This window comes from Clostridium aceticum, assembly GCF_001042715.1.
GTDB classification, from domain to species: Bacteria; Bacillota; Clostridia; order Peptostreptococcales; family Natronincolaceae; genus Andreesenella; species Andreesenella acetica.
In genome coordinates, this window is record NZ_CP009687.1 from 3,351,428 (window position 1) to 3,367,184 (window position 15,757).

19 protein-coding genes and 1 pseudogene are annotated in these 15,757 nt (G+C 33.7%); 3 read left to right on the forward strand and 17 right to left on the reverse strand.

Translation table 11 applies throughout. The features are described 5' to 3' along the window. Positions 1-213 precede the first annotated feature (213 nt). The 5 genes from CACET_RS15350 to CACET_RS15370 all read right to left on the reverse strand — a co-directional run bounded on the left by CACET_RS15350 (position 214) and on the right by CACET_RS15370 (position 6,063). Positions 214-1,248 (reverse strand): sensor histidine kinase, encoded by a 1,035-nt coding sequence (locus tag CACET_RS15350; protein WP_044826481.1) that lies wholly within the window; start codon positions 1,246-1,248, stop codon positions 214-216. A gap of 8 nt (positions 1,249-1,256) precedes the next feature. Beyond that, positions 1,257-1,922, reverse strand: coding sequence for a response regulator transcription factor (locus tag CACET_RS15355; protein ID WP_082058326.1), 666 nt, complete (start codon positions 1,920-1,922; stop codon positions 1,257-1,259). A 36-nt stretch (positions 1,923-1,958) separates the two neighbouring features. Then, positions 1,959-4,124: an ABC transporter permease gene (locus tag CACET_RS15360; RefSeq protein ID WP_044826480.1), complete on the reverse strand. Its 2,166-nt coding sequence runs from the start codon at positions 4,122-4,124 to the stop codon at positions 1,959-1,961. Then, on the reverse strand, positions 4,114-4,893 hold the full coding sequence (locus CACET_RS15365; RefSeq protein WP_044826479.1) for an ABC transporter ATP-binding protein: 780 nt from the start codon (positions 4,891-4,893) through the stop codon (positions 4,114-4,116). The genes CACET_RS15360 and CACET_RS15365 overlap by 11 nt, the downstream gene beginning before the upstream one ends. 570 nt (positions 4,894-5,463) lie before the next feature. Beyond that, entirely contained in the window at positions 5,464-6,063 is a 600-nt protein-coding gene (locus CACET_RS15370; RefSeq protein WP_052661599.1) for a plasmid pRiA4b ORF-3 family protein, read from the reverse strand. Positions 6,064-6,326: 263 nt separating this feature from the next. Between CACET_RS15370 and CACET_RS15380 the strand changes: the two are divergent. Next, positions 6,327-6,761, forward strand: a pseudogene (locus CACET_RS15380) (IS1634 family transposase); the annotation flags it as partial. A gap of 595 nt (positions 6,762-7,356) precedes the next feature. Here CACET_RS15380 and CACET_RS15385 read toward each other — a convergent pair. The 8 genes from CACET_RS15385 to CACET_RS15410 all read right to left on the reverse strand — a co-directional run bounded on the left by CACET_RS15385 (position 7,357) and on the right by CACET_RS15410 (position 11,207). Next, positions 7,357-7,539, reverse strand: a complete 183-nt coding sequence (locus CACET_RS15385) for a hypothetical protein (protein WP_044826476.1) — start codon at positions 7,537-7,539, stop codon at positions 7,357-7,359. A gap of 276 nt (positions 7,540-7,815) precedes the next feature. Next, complete coding sequence (locus CACET_RS15390) at positions 7,816-8,166, reverse strand: hypothetical protein (RefSeq protein WP_044826475.1); 351 nt, start codon at positions 8,164-8,166, stop codon at positions 7,816-7,818. A gap of 268 nt (positions 8,167-8,434) precedes the next feature. Beyond that, on the reverse strand, positions 8,435-8,668 hold the full coding sequence (locus CACET_RS15395) for a hypothetical protein (RefSeq protein ID WP_044826474.1): 234 nt from the start codon (positions 8,666-8,668) through the stop codon (positions 8,435-8,437). Between the two features lie 658 nt (positions 8,669-9,326). Continuing rightward, complete coding sequence (locus tag CACET_RS15400; protein ID WP_242849916.1) at positions 9,327-9,572, reverse strand: rhodanese-like domain-containing protein; 246 nt, start codon at positions 9,570-9,572, stop codon at positions 9,327-9,329. A 2-nt stretch (positions 9,573-9,574) separates the two neighbouring features. Next, on the reverse strand, positions 9,575-9,748 hold the full coding sequence (locus CACET_RS20580) for a hypothetical protein (RefSeq protein ID WP_158386099.1): 174 nt from the start codon (positions 9,746-9,748) through the stop codon (positions 9,575-9,577). 25 nt (positions 9,749-9,773) lie between these two features. Beyond that, positions 9,774-9,917 carry a hypothetical protein gene (locus CACET_RS21390; protein WP_423229842.1) on the reverse strand — a complete coding sequence of 48 codons (144 nt, stop codon included), beginning with the start codon at positions 9,915-9,917 and terminating at the stop codon, positions 9,774-9,776. A 244-nt stretch (positions 9,918-10,161) separates the two neighbouring features. Next, positions 10,162-10,803 (reverse strand): hypothetical protein, encoded by a 642-nt coding sequence (locus CACET_RS15405; protein WP_052661524.1) that lies wholly within the window; start codon positions 10,801-10,803, stop codon positions 10,162-10,164. Beyond that, a complete protein-coding gene (locus tag CACET_RS15410; RefSeq protein ID WP_044825862.1) occupies positions 10,800-11,207 on the reverse strand; it encodes a phage holin family protein in 408 nt (135 codons plus the stop codon). The genes CACET_RS15405 and CACET_RS15410 overlap by 4 nt, the downstream gene beginning before the upstream one ends. A gap of 139 nt (positions 11,208-11,346) precedes the next feature. Here CACET_RS15410 and CACET_RS15415 point away from each other — a divergent pair, with 139 nt between their 5' ends. Then, entirely contained in the window at positions 11,347-11,556 is a 210-nt protein-coding gene (locus CACET_RS15415; RefSeq protein ID WP_044825861.1) for a hypothetical protein, read from the forward strand. Here the strand turns inward: CACET_RS15415 and CACET_RS15420 are convergent. Continuing rightward, a complete protein-coding gene (locus CACET_RS15420) occupies positions 11,537-12,220 on the reverse strand; it encodes a hypothetical protein (RefSeq protein WP_044825860.1) in 684 nt (227 codons plus the stop codon). The two genes, CACET_RS15415 and CACET_RS15420, sit on opposite strands and share 20 nt — an antisense overlap. Before the next feature lie 158 nt (positions 12,221-12,378). Here CACET_RS15420 and CACET_RS15425 point away from each other — a divergent pair, with 158 nt between their 5' ends. Continuing rightward, a complete protein-coding gene (locus CACET_RS15425) occupies positions 12,379-13,131 on the forward strand; it encodes a stalk domain-containing protein (RefSeq protein ID WP_044825859.1) in 753 nt (250 codons plus the stop codon). A 13-nt stretch (positions 13,132-13,144) separates the two neighbouring features. Here the strand turns inward: CACET_RS15425 and CACET_RS15430 are convergent, their stop codons facing one another. From CACET_RS15430 to CACET_RS15440, 3 genes are read right to left on the reverse strand one after another with little or no spacing between them, the layout of a single operon-like run. Beyond that, positions 13,145-13,402 carry a hypothetical protein gene (locus CACET_RS15430; RefSeq protein ID WP_044825858.1) on the reverse strand — a complete coding sequence of 86 codons (258 nt, stop codon included), beginning with the start codon at positions 13,400-13,402 and terminating at the stop codon, positions 13,145-13,147. A gap of 11 nt (positions 13,403-13,413) precedes the next feature. Next, positions 13,414-15,087: a phage tail spike protein gene (locus CACET_RS15435; protein ID WP_044825857.1), complete on the reverse strand. Its 1,674-nt coding sequence runs from the start codon at positions 15,085-15,087 to the stop codon at positions 13,414-13,416. Continuing rightward, entirely contained in the window at positions 15,087-15,686 is a 600-nt protein-coding gene (locus CACET_RS15440) for a phage distal tail protein (RefSeq protein WP_044825856.1), read from the reverse strand. Before CACET_RS15440 ends, CACET_RS15435 begins: the two co-directional genes overlap by 1 nt. Between the last annotated feature and the right edge of the window lie 71 nt (positions 15,687-15,757).

Below are 15,757 nucleotides of genomic sequence, written 5' to 3' on the forward strand. Positions count from 1 at the left end.
GACTAAAGCTGGAATCTTTACACTATTGAAGCCACCAAAGATGATTACTGAATCTATCAGTAGGTAAATGGATAGTATAATAAACCAACCTAAAGCTAATTTATAAAAATATTTATGCCTTTTTTTATTTTTACACCTGCCCTTCTTATATTATATATAGATAGTGTTTCTTCCTACCTCATTATCTAAGCCCTGCCCATTTAGGGAGTCTTATTATTTCACATGTGGAAATATTAGGGATATGGTCAACCCCAAACCAGGCTGGGATTTTGCATCTAATTGAATTGCTAAATCATAAGCCATCTTGCTCACTAAGAAGAGTCCCATGCCTGTTGCTTGTCTTGTATAAGTACCTCTCCTTCCAGTAAAGCCCTTATCAAAAATAAATGGTAAATCTTCTTGAGGTACACCTGGACCATTATCACTGACACTTAAGATGGTTTTATCACTCCCTTTATCATAAACCATTTCAAATTTCAGCATTGGGCTATGCTGGTTCTGTGTAACATACTTTGTACTATTAGCGATTATTTGTTCTAATATAAAAGCTAATCCCTTACGGTCAGATAAGACTTCCATTTCTTCACCTATAAACTGTATATGAAAAGTAGATTCATCTAATAATGTTTGGTGATTCTCAATTGTCTCTTTGCAAAATTCTAGTATGCTTATAGGCTCAAAAATGTAATCTTTATGAGCAGCTCCAAGTCTGGCAAAATACAAAATTCGCTCTACGTCCCCAAGCATTTTATCTCTAACATGAAGCATACGATGTCTAACAAGGAGTGACATTTCGTCACTACGGTTATCTAATACCAAAGTCATTAGTGATAGAGGTTTTTTAATTTCATGAACCCATCCTTCTATATAGTTCTCATAATCTGCCAACTCAATGATTTGATCATTCAGCTTCGCTTGATATGATCTTATGAGGTTTCCTATGCTACGGATATACGACAAATGTGTATTAGGAGATACTCGGCATAATATTTCTTCGTTCACCTCGTTGGGTTCTAACAAAAACTCTTCAAAAGCAACTTCTATTATTTCTTGCTTTCTAATTATAACGAATACAGACAAAGATATGGTTGTTAGAGTAAAACCAACCATTAACCCTACTAAAACCATAAAGGCTTCAGGGTAAGCTAACCAAGCTAGAAAGCTAAACAGAAGATCCGTAGTAATCAAAATAAAAAACCATAGTTTATAATCATTAAAACAACTATAGATTTTCTTTATCCATTTCATTGCTTCACCTACTCCCTAAGTCGATAACCCTGACCTCTTATTGTTTCAATTTGATTCTCTAAGTTTAATTGCCTTAGTGTTTTTCGTAAGCGAGTCAGATTTACTTGAAGTGCATTTTCGTCTATATATTGGTCTGTTCCCCATAAAACTTCACTCAGTCTAGACTTGGATACACTCTTAGGTCTATTTTGTACTAAAGCTAATAAAATTTTTCCCTCATTAGCTGATAACAACAACGATTGAGATCCTTTGTACAGAGTGAAGGTATTCGGATCTAGTAAAAAACTGCCACCATCTACTAGTCCGAGTTGCCCTTCAAATCTTCTTAGCAGATTCTGAATACGCGCTAATAATCTATCTCGATTGCAAGGTTTTGTGAGATAATCATCTGCACCTAAATTAAGACCATGTAATTCATCCTGTAACTTATCTCTAGATGTAAGAATCAATACTTGACCAATCCCTTTTGATTTTAGGCTTTTACATATTTCAAATCCTGATTGTTCCGGTAAATTGATGTCTAGCAAAACTAAATCTGGTGCCAAAGCGGCTATTTGAGTAACAATATTGTTAAAGTCTGTAATTTCCATCACTTCATAACCGGCTTTTTTCAATATATCCGCCAATTCTTCTCTCATTAATGAATCGTCTTCAACAATTGTAATCTTCGCCACTTCAGCTCCTCCTTGAATGTGAAATTTAATGACTTTTTAATCTATATTTGGCTTCCAACGTAATTTATCTATCTCATGATCTGCTGAACGGGCAACTGCCATTCCGTAAATTGTCACAATTAGGGCTACAATACATGCAAAGGTAAATGCAATAGGATACAATAATGCTTGGTTTTCGATGGAAATAATAACAAATGAGATCATAGCCCTTATACCAACGCCCCCACTCACGCATGCAAGAGACATAGGTAACAGAAAAGTCCATAATACCTGTTTATGCATAGATTTTTTCATTTGATGACGTTTTGCACCCAACATGGAAAGCGTTAAATAGCGTTGTCTAGTCTGCTTCACCTGTGTCAAAAATTGTAAAACTAGTACGGTACAAGCAATAATCAAAAATAAGAATCCCATATATAGTATCGTATAGCTTCCAGCAACAACGTAGAAGAGTTTACGTCCGAAGTTTTGTAAATAACTTTCAAACTGGAAGCCTGAAGATTTCAATACATCTCTAGCCTCCATCATTGGCTTCATTAAACCACGATTCTCTTGTATCTTTTGTGGAATGCGAAAATTCCAATATGAATCATAGGTTTCTGTATTTAATAATTGTTCAAACATATGGTCAGAAACTATAAACGCTAAATAAATTTCTACTGAACGATCTGCTACCAATCCTCTCATTGGAGCTGATGGGCGTATATATATTGCTTGATCATTAATGCTTATCAAACTTTTCCCTTCTTTTGTAGCCTTTTCAAGAATACTGTCTAGTACAGGCATGCTATCTAGATTGTCCATAGGCATTAAATCTGGGTTAAAGTATAAAGTAATTTCATCTAAGTCTAGGTTCAGCGGTTTTTCTCCTATAGCTTCTAAAAGTCCATTATAAGATGATTCGGGAATGAGGTAAGGTTTTGTTATATCAACCTCTAATACCCCAAACAAATTAAGTGCTTCAGGGTTTTCTGAACTGATACTATAACCCTGCATTTCTCCAGATAAAATTTGATCTTTATAGTTGCTTGGCAGGGCCATAATAATTTCTTCTCTTAGTTTAGACCAATCAACTAGTGACAATGGCATACCATCTTCCAGGCCCTCGCCCTGATGCTTCATTCTTCCAATTTTTAGGAGGTTTAAATCCTCCACATATGGGACCATTTTTTCTGAAGTAAGGAATTCCTCAACTTTTTGACTACTACCTTTAACAGTAAAATCGTATATCGAGGAATGCCTACTTAAACCCCTTTCAAACCCTATAATAGTTGAAGCACCATTTGCTATCAAAATGATAGACAACGTAATTAGGATAGATGTTACTGCAACAGAAGTAGATTTATTAGCTAAATTCTCTTGGAACTGCCTTAATGTAAATATATACAGCCCTTTAGTAGATTTACCTTCGGACAAGTAAGCCATTAAGCCTAGTAATTTCCCAAATCCTCTCATAAAAAAGATCGTTCCTAAACTTCCAAGAGCTAATGCTACAAACAGAAGTAGTCCTCCAAATTCCATAAAACGATATAAAACAATCCAATATGCGACACCTAGTAAGATAGAACCTACTAAAACATTGAGCAGGTTACCTTTAAAGTGACCCATATCTTGTCTCTTATCCATTTGCTCATGAAGTAATTGATGAACCTCTTGATTAAATAATTTGCCACCAAGAATGGCTAGTGCTACAAGCTGAATGAATAAAAAACCAGTGATGGTAGAGAAAATCGCACCCATCGACAAGCTTATTTGATGGCCAATGATTCCTTGACCGATTAATTTAGAAACCGTCAAGCTGATTATTTTAGCTAAAAATCCTCCTATTAAAATGCCTCCAATGAGTGCTAAAATAGAAGTGATTAACCCCTCCGCTAAAAGTTGAAGAACAAGGCGTTCTTTTCGCATCCCTAACATGAGATAGAGTCCAAATTCTTTGCTTCTCCGATTTAATTGGTACTGATTGGCAAATAAAATCAAGAAAAATAATAAAAATAATGCAAATAAATACACAATTGGCATTAAGGCTAAGAGTTTATCAATTGAATCACTTTCAAACTCCCTTAAGAATAAAATAACATCTTGTCTTCCAAGTGAAAGAATGATATAAAATGACGCTATTGCTGTTACAAGTGTTGCAAAGTAAATTAAATTCTCCTTACGACTACGTTTAGCATTACGGTAAATTAAACTAGAGAACATTTGCACTGCCTCCCCCTAGCTGAGCTAATAACTTTAAAATTCTTTCGTAAAATTTCTCTCGAGATTCATCATGTTTGCTACGCATTTCATGAAATATTACACCATCTTGAATAAAAAGGATTCTTGAACAAAAACTTGCTGCATTTGGGTCGTGGGTAACCATCAAAATCGTTCTTCCACTGTTTCTATTAATACCTTCTAATTTATTCATTAAAGTTTTTGCAGAGCGTGTATCCAGTGCTCCTGTTGGTTCATCTGCAAGAACGATATCTGGATCAGAAATCAAACTGCGTGCAGCGGCTACCCTCTGCTTTTGTCCACCAGACATCTGAGATGGGAATTTGTTAAGAATATCTGTAATTTCTAAATAACCTGCTAGCTCATCTAATTTAGTACGTGCTTTTACAAAATCCATCCCATGAATAGACAATGGCAATAGTATATTTTCTTGTCCAGTTAGATTATCCAACAATTCAAAGTCTTGAAACAAATATCCGATTCGGCTACCTCGGTACTTTGCCAAATCCTTACTGTCAAAAGCACTGATGTTCTTACCATTTAAAAGTACACGCCCGGATGTTGGCTTTATAGTTGTTGCAATGCAATTTAATAATGTAGTTTTACCAGAACCACTTGGTCCCATTATCCCTAAGAATTCTCCTGGAAGAATGTCAAAACTAACCCCGTTTAGAGCTTTAGTTAGATTGTATTTCTTTCCATAATATTTCTGTAGATCTTGGACTTCTAATATTTTTTCTTGTATGATCATAGTATAACACTCCTTCTATCTAGTATTTAACAATTTGTTGTAAATACACTAAAATGATAATTTGCTTATCAACATCATAACAAGAATTAAGATTTAAAAACACTTACACTTAATGTAAGGAATAATGATTAAAGACCACTTTCATTTCAAGTTTTAACTTCATTCAGCATTGGGAACTTCACTTAGATCCTTTTTCTTCGAGTCCGCATTGCCACCCAGTGAATCGACACCCACAATTGTTCCAGCGTGCCCAAATATATATCACAATATATATTTGAGATACAATGGTACATCTATCCTATCTTCTTAACCCTATGTTTTATCTAATGTGCCAACTCAACCTCACCTAGTTTCAAACTCAATTTTTGCCCAAAATAAACCCTTGATATGTTCCCATGAGCACATATCAAGGGTTTAAGTCGAGTGGATAGTGTCAACTAATTCAAGTCGGAATAACGCTTGCTCTTAAAAAAATAATACGGTCCACTCTGGGACAATTGTTAAGAGGTGCGAGCGGGGTCTGTTACTTCCATGTATACGCCCAAGAGCCCATGTGTCATTAATTACACTTCACACCTTTATGACTCTGGAGCGACTTTTCCAATCACTAAGCTCTACTGTCCAATACTTTGCCCATTCCTTCATTTGACCATATTCCGGATGATTCGGATTCAGCATAATTTCTCGGAAGCTCACAAATCCTCCCACGCCGCCCACATCCTCAGGCGGAGTTTGACCACTTGCTTCTAGCAAATAGGGTGATTCCTTGTCGTGTTCCTCCATCACACGAACAAGCTGGATTTCATGTTCCCAGTTATCCCCCATATCATAAGTATAGATCATATGCTTGTACTCTGGCAAAAACTCCGATAAAGTACGCTCTTTCATTAAAGTAGCATTCTCATCGTACTTTAGATCCTCCTCAAGTGGAACTAGTCTGGAAACCATTACACCATTGTTGTCATCAGAGATGGTAAAATCATAAAGGTGATAATTCTGCCAGCTAAATACCGATTGCAACACCTTGTGTAAACGTGTAAATTCTATATCAGCAGGTACAATAATTCTCCGCACCGCTTTGTATACTTCCAGATCAAGTGTGATCATCAATTCAAAGGCACGATATTTATAAGCTTGCTTTCCTGTAAGTTCAGAAAGTGCATTAATCATTGATTTGTAAGGGTAGAACCCCTCGTTATTGGAATAGTATTGGAATAGGGGGTCAGGCTTGAATTATTCCCTTTTTTCTTTTGAATCTCCCCTTGTAATACTTTTTCTCTGTTATTACCTCTTACCATTACATGATATAGAGCTCCTTTATAGTGTATACGTGGTTTTCTAGGCATTTTAATCACCCTGTATAATTATATAATTATAATATTAATAAGTGAATATTTCAAGTGAATATTTCAAGCCTGACCCCTGACCTTGCTCTTAAAGAAGAAGCTTATGATGGCTTTTATGCGGTATGTACCAGCTTAGAAGATGAGACCTCTGAAATTATCAAAGTTAATCACAGACGTTGGGAGATTGAGGAATGCTTTAGAATTATGAAAAGTGAATTTAAGACAAGACCTGCATACTTAACCAGAGACGATCGTATAGAAGCACATTTTACAACTTGTTTCTTAGCAATGGTACTCTATAGATATCTTGAAAAGCGCTTAGATAGTAAGTTCACCTGTTGTAAAATTATACAAGGGTTAAGGGATATGAATTTTTACGAAATCCCTGGCGATGGTTATATTTCAACTTATATGCGAACAGATCTTACAGACGCTCTTCACAAAGCTTTTGGTTTTAGAACGGATTATCAAATCATAAAAAACAATCAAATGAAAAAAATTTTTAAAGACACGAAAATTTAAAAAAGTACGCAATTTCTGACCATATAAAAAAAGCTTGAACCCTAGTATTTTAAATGGGTTTCAAGCTTTTTATCCTTTTCAACTGTCAAAGACGGGATTATAATGTTAATATAATATTAATATTAATAAGTGAATATTTCAAGCCTGACCCCTGACCTTATATTTTCACCACCTCAACAACATGGTATTATATCTTTTTACTTGAATCAAGGTACCTGTCCCTATGATTTTATGATTTTGCTTTTCTATTTTGATATTTAAGTCAAGAAAATTCAATGTATTAAGGGATTTTTTGCACTGGAATCACTATTAAATGCCAAATCAATAGTTTTAGGAGCACATAAGTGTGATTTATGCACTAGAGTCAATATTAATATTTTAATATCAAAATGGCCTAAACACTAACCTAATTCACTAGCCTTTTCCAATTATGCTCCGAACCATAACTTTTGGTTGCAGCACCCAATGGCAGTTTGAAACCCACACCTAAATATGGATTTCGGGAAACCCTGTCCCATCTCTTATAAAGCATGTGCTTAGATTTCCTCTCATTCTTCCAGTCATCCAAGTCCTTCAAGACACACTTCTTTCACTCTTACATATGATATTTATAAATATAATTTATAAAACCAAACAATGCTATAGCAGAAAAACCAATAAATCCACCTACTCCCAATCTATCAATCATCAAATCTGCTGTTATATATAACCATACGATAACTATGCATAGTATTAAAATATACCGTAATACCTTTTTAATAATATACATTTTTCCCATAAATAAACCTCACATATTCTACATATTTCGCCAAGCAACACTTTTTCGTTGTTATTGCCACTAACCATTACATAATATAAAGCTCTCAGATAATAGATACGAGGTTTTCTCGCCATATTAATCGTATGGATAATTATACCATTAAAAAGTAAATATTTAAAGCCTGACCCCTTTTCCTTTTCATACTCCCTACCAAAATTTATTCTACAATTAAAGAATTTGTTCAGAGCTTCCTTAATAAAGGTCAGGCTACTTAGTTAAACTTGTAAACTGATGTTACTCAGTAATTTTTTCATTTATATTTGAATTTTTATAACTATATAAATATAATCCAATATATATTGGAATAAAGAATAAAAGCCCAATCAAACTTTGAAGACTAAAACCTTTAGCATCTATCTTCGGAACAACGATCCAATTATATATTTGATCTATAATTACATAAAAGATAAAGTATACTTTCCAAAATGATTCAATAAATAATTTCTTTTTGGCTCCATATCCATAAACACCAATACATGCAATGATTGCTAGTAACACCCATACAACATCTAGCAATGTAAAACTATAATATAAAGTCATTACACAAATAACAGCTATAAAAATAGAATAAATTTTCCAAAACATAATACACCACCTATTTATATTTGAAATTTATTTTTATCAACATACATCTCCATTACTTAAAACTTACTAAGCTTTGTTTGTTTGATATATACATAATAAAAAAACTTAAATTTTTCTTTAAATAATCAAATAAAAGTTATAAGGAACCTCCTGTATAATTTAAAATTAGAGGTTCCCAAAATTGTTAGTTATGTTATAGCACGTACTTAACTAACTTTTATTTCCAAAATTATACAATATTCATATTATACTTTTAAACTACGGTTTTTTAGGAAAATCCCAAATTATAAAAATCATTATGATTCATTTTTTTAGACTTTGGTCCCTCAATCAAATCTCTCCCAGTACTATATATATCATATGCTCCCATAGCATCACCTGAGCCTGCGAAATAAATCGGTGCACTCGCTACACCTAAAGTACCTATTAAAACATCAACAAATCTTTCCCAATTTCCTCCGTTAACTTTCATCATCTCATTCATACTCATTTCTTTTAACATCTTCAAAATCCTCCTTTAAATTTTATTTACAGATCTATTTTTCTTGAGTAAAAATCCACACTTCATCCATTCCGCGGTAAATTTCTGAATAAAGTGTTTTCGAATATAAACCTGTTTTAATTGATATATTATAATCCCTACTCCTACACAACCTTTTCTCCCATCAAAAGATTTTCTTATTTACTTGGCTCTGGGAACAGCCACAAATAATATGTATAGCAGGAAGTTACAATCCAAAATAGAATCTAAAATAGTTCTTCTTATTATCTAAATTTTACCATAAATCAGGGGCTAGATTCATCCCCCTTCGGCTAAAAACAGGGGTGATTTTTCTACCCCTCCTTGTAAGATAAATATATGGGATAGGATTGAAATACACACCCGAATGTTCTTTGACAATTTAAATCTATCGCTTAAATGAATTAGTGACACTTACAGTTAAAATTTCTAAACATCGTGCTATAATCTCTTTGTCAGAGAGATAGATATGCGTTCCCTATAAATCCTTCTTTTTTTAAAAGAAGTCTTATTCGTAAATTAGCATGTATATCCGCAAGGTCGACTTGATATCCTATAAACTAGGCTCCGTATCATACAAAAAATCACGTGTTAACCATAATAAAAAGCACCTACCTAAGCAGATGCCCTTTATAATACTCTATTTTTCTACATCATATTTCCAGTTAGAAATACCATCATACATATGATATACTTCTGTAAAACCACTGTTTTTTAATGTATCTACTGCAATATTACTTCTTCTACCTGTTCTACAATATACTAAAATTAGTTTGTTTTTATATTGTTCGAGTCCATCTATATTCTTTTCAATTTGGTCATAAGGAATTAAAATAGCACCTTTAAGATGTCCTTCATAATATTCTTCTTTTGTTCTAACATCCAATATTAGTAATTCCTTATTTTCATCAATAATTTTTTTGCTTCTTCAATATTTACTTCAGTTGCACTACTTATTTGATCAGCTTGATTGTTTTTTATATTAACACCTTCACTTTTTGAACATGCTGTAAGAATACATAGCATTATAAAACAACAAAATATTTTCATTATCCCTATCATAGGTTCATCCATCTCCTAATTCTACTTAGTTATATATCCTTCCCACAGCACTTTTTATACTTCTTTCCGCTTCCGCACGGACAAGGATCGTTCTTCCTACCACTTCATTTTTAGTGATTGTCTTTGTATTTGTAACTGCTGGCTTTTTATTGGTTCCTAATTTTGACATGGAATTACAACGCCAAATCTACTTCTTATATAGCTTTACTACCGATTCCACATGAGCCGTAAATTGAATTAACTTTTAATCAAATAGCATATCCTTATTTGCGATTATCTACAATGTACTAGAATTAATAGTTTTGAATGATACTGTTTTATTCTTTATTATTTGTTATTACTCATAATATTATATAAAAATGTACTCATGGTTGGCAATTAGTAGACAATGCCAACATAAAAAAGACTGGGAATTAACCCAGTCTTTTTGCAAACTTCTGTAACATTCTCCACAACTCTTCTCTAGTAGCAAAGTCTTTTGGTCTTGAACCATCACTTATGCCCTTTTCTATAGCCCACGTTCTAGCTTCAATAGCCCACTCTGGAGTTTCTTCCTCTTTCTTCTCTATATAATCTACATAAGGGCACTTTAACCAATGGGTCCATCCTGCTGATCCTGTACCTTTGAGGGGTGATTGTATTACTCCTTGGGTAGTCCCTCTTGCTTCTATTACTTTTGCTTCACCAATATAAACTCCTATATGCCCATCCTTCCATACGCAAATGCCAGGTACTTCAGGGATAGTTCCTATAGCTCCCTTCTCTGACGCTCTATTGTACATCATATTGGCAGATGCATCGGTAGCAACATCGTATTTAATATTGCCACCGTTCCACCAAAGGTAAGATTTTATGAGCCCTGCACAATCAGCTGTTCTTCTTCCCATCCAGTTTTGTCTTATAAACTGTTGAAAGTTTCCTACATTTGTGGGGTACTGCCTTAATCTTTGCTGTAGTAAATTTTCTGTTAGTACTTGACCGAATGTTCCCCATACATAACCCCATCTTTCAGATAGAGCTTTTTTGCAATGTTCTACTAATCCAAGATTATTCATCTGTTACCCTCTCCTTTATCTTTCAAAATTTCTACAGCTCTTTCTAATGACTTAGGTATATCCACACCTATCCTGCCAGCGTTCTCTATAATTGAAATACTCTCATTAGCTAGATAGAAAAATATAGTAGCATCTTTTAATATATTTCCATTTCCTAAACTCATATCGATCATATTGGCTACAACTACCAAAGCAAAGATAAATACTTTCTTTGCGATTCCTTTAAATCCTGTTGCACTAGAAAGTTCTCCATTTACTGTTGCTGCTACAATTCCAGAAATATAGTCTAGTACTACAAAAAAGAGTAATACTCCTAGCAAGTGGGACCATCCTCCTAATAAATAAGATGCAGCCCCACCTATGATAGCTAAACTAGTTTTAATAATACTTGAAATGTTCTCCATGTTTACACCTACTTTCTCAAAATAAAAACACCCGAAGGTGTTTATATATAACTAATTTCTTTTTTCGATTTATTTGCACTGATTATTCCCTATTTCTCTAATTAATGTTATTCTTATAATGAAAGGGAGGTGACATATTATGGCAAATGATAAAAGGCCAGCTCCTCAGTCAAAGAGTCCGGCCTCAAAAACAACGGATGCAAAACATGTAACAGGTATTCATAAATCTGCAACCCCACCATCATTTAAAGCACCCAAAATAAGCAATCCTCAGCCTATGAAAACTGTTCAAGATTCAGCAACATCTCCTTCTTTTAGCACTCCTAAGCCTACCAATCCAAAAAAGTAGTTCTAGCTTCTAAACTTTCAAGGTATTTCTCTGCTTCACTGGTGTCATAGACCTCAACTATGACACCTTTCTCAATGTTTACATATGTTTCCCACAATTTTAGGTGATCCATGAACTCTGGATGATTTTCTAAATAATAATCTATTCCTTCTGGTTGTTCTAAAACTATACTCATTTCTTCATTGGGTAAAGAATAATGCTTGCTAAACCCTTGTGCCAATATTTTTTCATCCTTTATAATTTTTATATATCTATTTACTTTTTTCTCTAGAAAAACTTGCCTCCAACAGCATTTATCATCTATATCCATTTTGCCTAGTTTGCCTCGGATTTTATTAATTGCCTTATACCATTGCTCTGTACTAAGTCCTTTTAGCACTCCTACTATTATTGCTAGGAGAAATACTGCTATAGAGAATGTTGCTAAGAAAAATAAATCATTAAACTCATTTATTAATTGCTTTAATGAGCTAAACTTATTAATGAAAACACTGGCTATTCCAACCACAAAAATAATAGGCATGCTTAGTAAAATACCATTGACCATTTCCTTAAAATCACTATTTTTTTCTGCTGCTGGGAAATCCATTCTATGACTTATCTTCTCTGCTAGAATTCCAGGTAATACAAACAATAATAAAGCAACTATATTTGTTGTATCCATGATTGAACAACTCCTTATAATGACATTATACTTTATCTAATAACAATATAAAACTAACTATTAATTTTTTCACCCCCTTAAATTTGCTGTATTGGAAATATTTTCTTAATTAATTGTACAAGCTGTGTTAAACTATAAAGAAAAAGGAGTTGTTACTAATGAAGAAATTTGTCGCTGGATTGCTCACTGGTCTGATATTAGCAACTGGTATCACCTCATTCGCTAGTTCTGAGGTGATAGCTCAGTTTGCATCTTTTAATTTTTTAGTTAATGGACAACAAAAGACTATTGAAGCTCGACCAGTTACTATCAATGGCAGTTCCTATTTACCTGTCAAGGATGTAGCTAATATGCTTGGTTATGATGTGACTTACAAAGCTGATACTCGTACTATTGAGTTTAATAATGCAAATCAAACTATATCGCTACCTACTCAACCTTCACGTATAATTGATATCACGCCTATAGCAACAAATCAAATAGAAATAACCGAAGATCCTTTTGAAAATAGAACAACATTAACAGGTATTATAGGTGAAGAAATTGAATTATACAAAAGTAAAATAAAGGTTAATTCTCTTAAAAATTTAGGCGAGTTAGAAAGAAATCCAGAATACCACATCATTGAAATAAACTTTGATTTCTTTTTGCCCGGAGAACCAACTTCTAACAATCGCCCAATAGGTAAAAATAGAATTTTGAATATTGGTATTGATAGAATGTATAAGCAAAGAACACGTTCTGTAATTTATACACCGATTACCAATTTTTCAGATATTAATTATAAATACGGCGACTGGACTAATATCATTTTGCAGTTAGCTATAAAAGATGAAGACGTCCATCAAATTAATTCCATTACCTTTAGGGATACATTTAACAGAAATTATTTGGCCACAATAGAAATATAATTAAGACACCTATTTAGGTGTCTTTTATTTCTATCTCCAATTCTTTTTCTTGGTTCAACATAGTGATATACTCTTTCACCTCATTTTCGTTGTCTACTAACTTAGCATATCTCTCTTGAAGTTTTTTTGACTGTGCTATAATTCCTTGTTTTTCTCTAATTATATGTTGGTGTAAATTTTGAAGATCTTCTACTGTAAATTTTTCTTCAATTGTTTTTGTAACGATAATTTTTTCATTTTCTCTTCTTGTTTTTTTATTTAAAACATCCATATATTTTCCTCCTAACTATGATATTGTTGTATATGCTGGACCATCAATGAATCAGCATATTCTCTTATGTCAGCAAAAGTGGCAATGAAATTGTTACTTGAAATACTTCCTATGTAGCTGAAATCTGGCAACACTACATTATATGCATTAATTTTCAAATCATCAAAAGCTTTTATGATCATGTTACGATTACTTTCTAGTGTAACATCACCCCAAGAAAATATATCAAGTAATCCACTTGGATAGTACTGAATGTATGCGCCTAAGCTATTATCAGCAAACTCAATCCTTTTACTATTATTGGTCCCCTGCTCCAAATATATATTTCTTCCTACCTTCAAGTCTCTAGTAATATCAATATCTGTATTAGCTAATATTTGACCTCCAATAATAGTGGATCCTTGAATAGTAGATCCATAGATATCTATAGCGTACAATTCACCAGTAACGATGTTATCTGCATTGAGATTATATACATCAATTATATTAGCATTTATTGATCCACTTGTTATGTTATCTGCATTCAAATTGATTACATCTATTACATTGGCATCTAGAGTACCAGTGACTATATTGCTTGCATTAAGGTTTATTATGTTTATAGTGTTTGCATCAATAGTACCAGCCACAATTTGTTCTGCCTGGAGCTCTCCTGTATATATTCCTGCTAACACCATTGTTCCATCTGCATTGGCATAAAGGGTATCTTCTATCCAATTCCCTTCTCCATCGCCTCTTTGGAATTTAAATTCATCGGCATTCATTACAGATCTTGATTTTTTATCGCTTCTTACACTTTCAAATCCTACATTGGGTCCTATTCTTATTCCATAATAAAGTTTATCTTTAATGACTGTACTTCTTTCGATTGTATTGATTGTATCTAATATTGTCTCTGTAAAGTTTTGCAGTTCCACTCTTGAAATGACTTTTCTTACAGGATTATACGAATACTTTACAACTCTTACGTCACTTTTGATATTAAGTCCTCTGTCTATGAGTCGACAATCGTCTCCTAGCTGCACTTTTTCTAGTTTTCCGTATTCAGTCAGTGTACTTAACTCAACATAATTTAATCCATAGGATATCTTAGGAAGGCCATTTACCTTTTCTCTAGCATCTACTATTTTTTCAACTCCTAGATTATTTTTCCCAAGTCTAAACTCTACTCCCGTTTTGCTCCCTCTTCGCTGCAGTAATGATATTTTATATTTTTCAAATAGAAGTTCTCCTCCTAGGTATTCAGCCAGCTGCACAAGGATTAATCTTCTACTGGCTTTTTCCTGGATAGAGAATGTTTCTATATTAGAGAATTCTACTGTTCCTATAGTAAAAGGGGTTCCCGCTAGGAGCTGGGTAAGGATCTGTGTCGGCGTTCCATCTACTGTAAAGAATTCTAGGTCATACTCAGGATCATTGAGGTCATATGAAACGTGTTCACATTCTACATCTATCATCAGTTCACCATCTTCACTTCTTCTTGGGACATAATAGGCTATGTTGAAATAGTTGTTGTCTACCTCTACGATGTTTTCATAATGAATGTATTGGCTTTTGATGTTATCTATCGGATGAGAGAACGACAAAACAAATCCCCTGTTGATTTCTTCTTCAACAAGGGACTCCATGGCTTTTTCTAAATATGCTAATCGTTTTGAAGAGCTTTTTTCTCTTATTTGTATCATTACAACCACCTATCTCTGTACTCTATGGTTAATCTAATGTTTCTGTTTCCAGATGTATCAGTATACCTGATTTGGTTTTGGCCAGGCTTGAGGTAGAATAAATCGATATCTCCTTCTATTAAATGTAGTGCGTTTTGACCATTAATGGTAGCTTGTAGGGTATCTGTATTGATAACCAACTTGTCACCTGCAGCAAAACTGCCTTGAAATTCCACCTGGACTATAGCAAATTTTCTTAAGTTAGATTGGAATTCTAAGTTTGTCGTCATGTCAGATCCTAACCGAATGATTCTTCTTAGTTTGCTGTCTACTTCCATGCTAGATTCCATAGCCGCCTCTAGTCTATGGGTAAACATGAAGGTTACTTCTGTACTGGCTTCCATATCTACTTTCATTGAGACTTCTACAGATAGCTTTAGTACTGTCAATTCTTCCTCTATAGCTCCGTTGTTAAAAAATGTACCGTTAAAAGCTGATACTAGAGCATTTTCTTTATATGAATACAACTCTGTATTTCCCATGCTTATATTAGCCTGTAGGCGAACAAAGTCCTGTTCAAAGGGTTGGTTAAATCCTACCCTGTTAAATGCTACTAACAATTTATCACCACCTAAAAAAAATAACACCTAATTTTCAAGGTGTTATCTCAGGATATGTTTTTTGTATTCTA

Bases quoted from the DNA above. Each gene is read 5' to 3' on its own strand.
- CACET_RS15350 (WP_044826481.1), bottom strand. From the start codon at position 1,248: ATGAAATGGATAAAGAAAATCTATAGTTGTTTTAATGATTATAAACTA.
- CACET_RS15360 (WP_044826480.1), bottom strand. From the start codon at position 4,124: ATGTTCTCTAGTTTAATTTACCGTAATGCTAAACGTAGTCGTAAGGAG.
- CACET_RS15365 (WP_044826479.1), bottom strand. From the start codon at position 4,893: ATGATCATACAAGAAAAAATATTAGAAGTCCAAGATCTACAGAAATAT.
- CACET_RS15370 (WP_052661599.1), bottom strand. From the start codon at position 6,063: ATGATTAATGCACTTTCTGAACTTACAGGAAAGCAAGCTTATAAATAT.
- CACET_RS15385 (WP_044826476.1), bottom strand. From the start codon at position 7,539: ATGGGAAAAATGTATATTATTAAAAAGGTATTACGGTATATTTTAATA.
- CACET_RS15390 (WP_044826475.1), bottom strand. From the start codon at position 8,166: ATGTTTTGGAAAATTTATTCTATTTTTATAGCTGTTATTTGTGTAATG.
- CACET_RS15395 (WP_044826474.1), bottom strand. From the start codon at position 8,668: ATGTTAAAAGAAATGAGTATGAATGAGATGATGAAAGTTAACGGAGGA.
- CACET_RS20580 (WP_158386099.1), bottom strand. From the start codon at position 9,748: ATGATAGGGATAATGAAAATATTTTGTTGTTTTATAATGCTATGTATT.
- CACET_RS21390 (WP_423229842.1), bottom strand. From the start codon at position 9,917: ATGTCAAAATTAGGAACCAATAAAAAGCCAGCAGTTACAAATACAAAG.
- CACET_RS15405 (WP_052661524.1), bottom strand. From the start codon at position 10,803: ATGAATAATCTTGGATTAGTAGAACATTGCAAAAAAGCTCTATCTGAA.
- CACET_RS15410 (WP_044825862.1), bottom strand. From the start codon at position 11,207: ATGGAGAACATTTCAAGTATTATTAAAACTAGTTTAGCTATCATAGGT.
- CACET_RS15415 (WP_044825861.1), top strand. From the start codon at position 11,347: ATGGCAAATGATAAAAGGCCAGCTCCTCAGTCAAAGAGTCCGGCCTCA.
- CACET_RS15420 (WP_044825860.1), bottom strand. From the start codon at position 12,220: ATGGATACAACAAATATAGTTGCTTTATTATTGTTTGTATTACCTGGA.
- CACET_RS15425 (WP_044825859.1), top strand. From the start codon at position 12,379: ATGAAGAAATTTGTCGCTGGATTGCTCACTGGTCTGATATTAGCAACT.
- CACET_RS15430 (WP_044825858.1), bottom strand. From the start codon at position 13,402: ATGGATGTTTTAAATAAAAAAACAAGAAGAGAAAATGAAAAAATTATC.
- CACET_RS15435 (WP_044825857.1), bottom strand. From the start codon at position 15,087: ATGATACAAATAAGAGAAAAAAGCTCTTCAAAACGATTAGCATATTTA.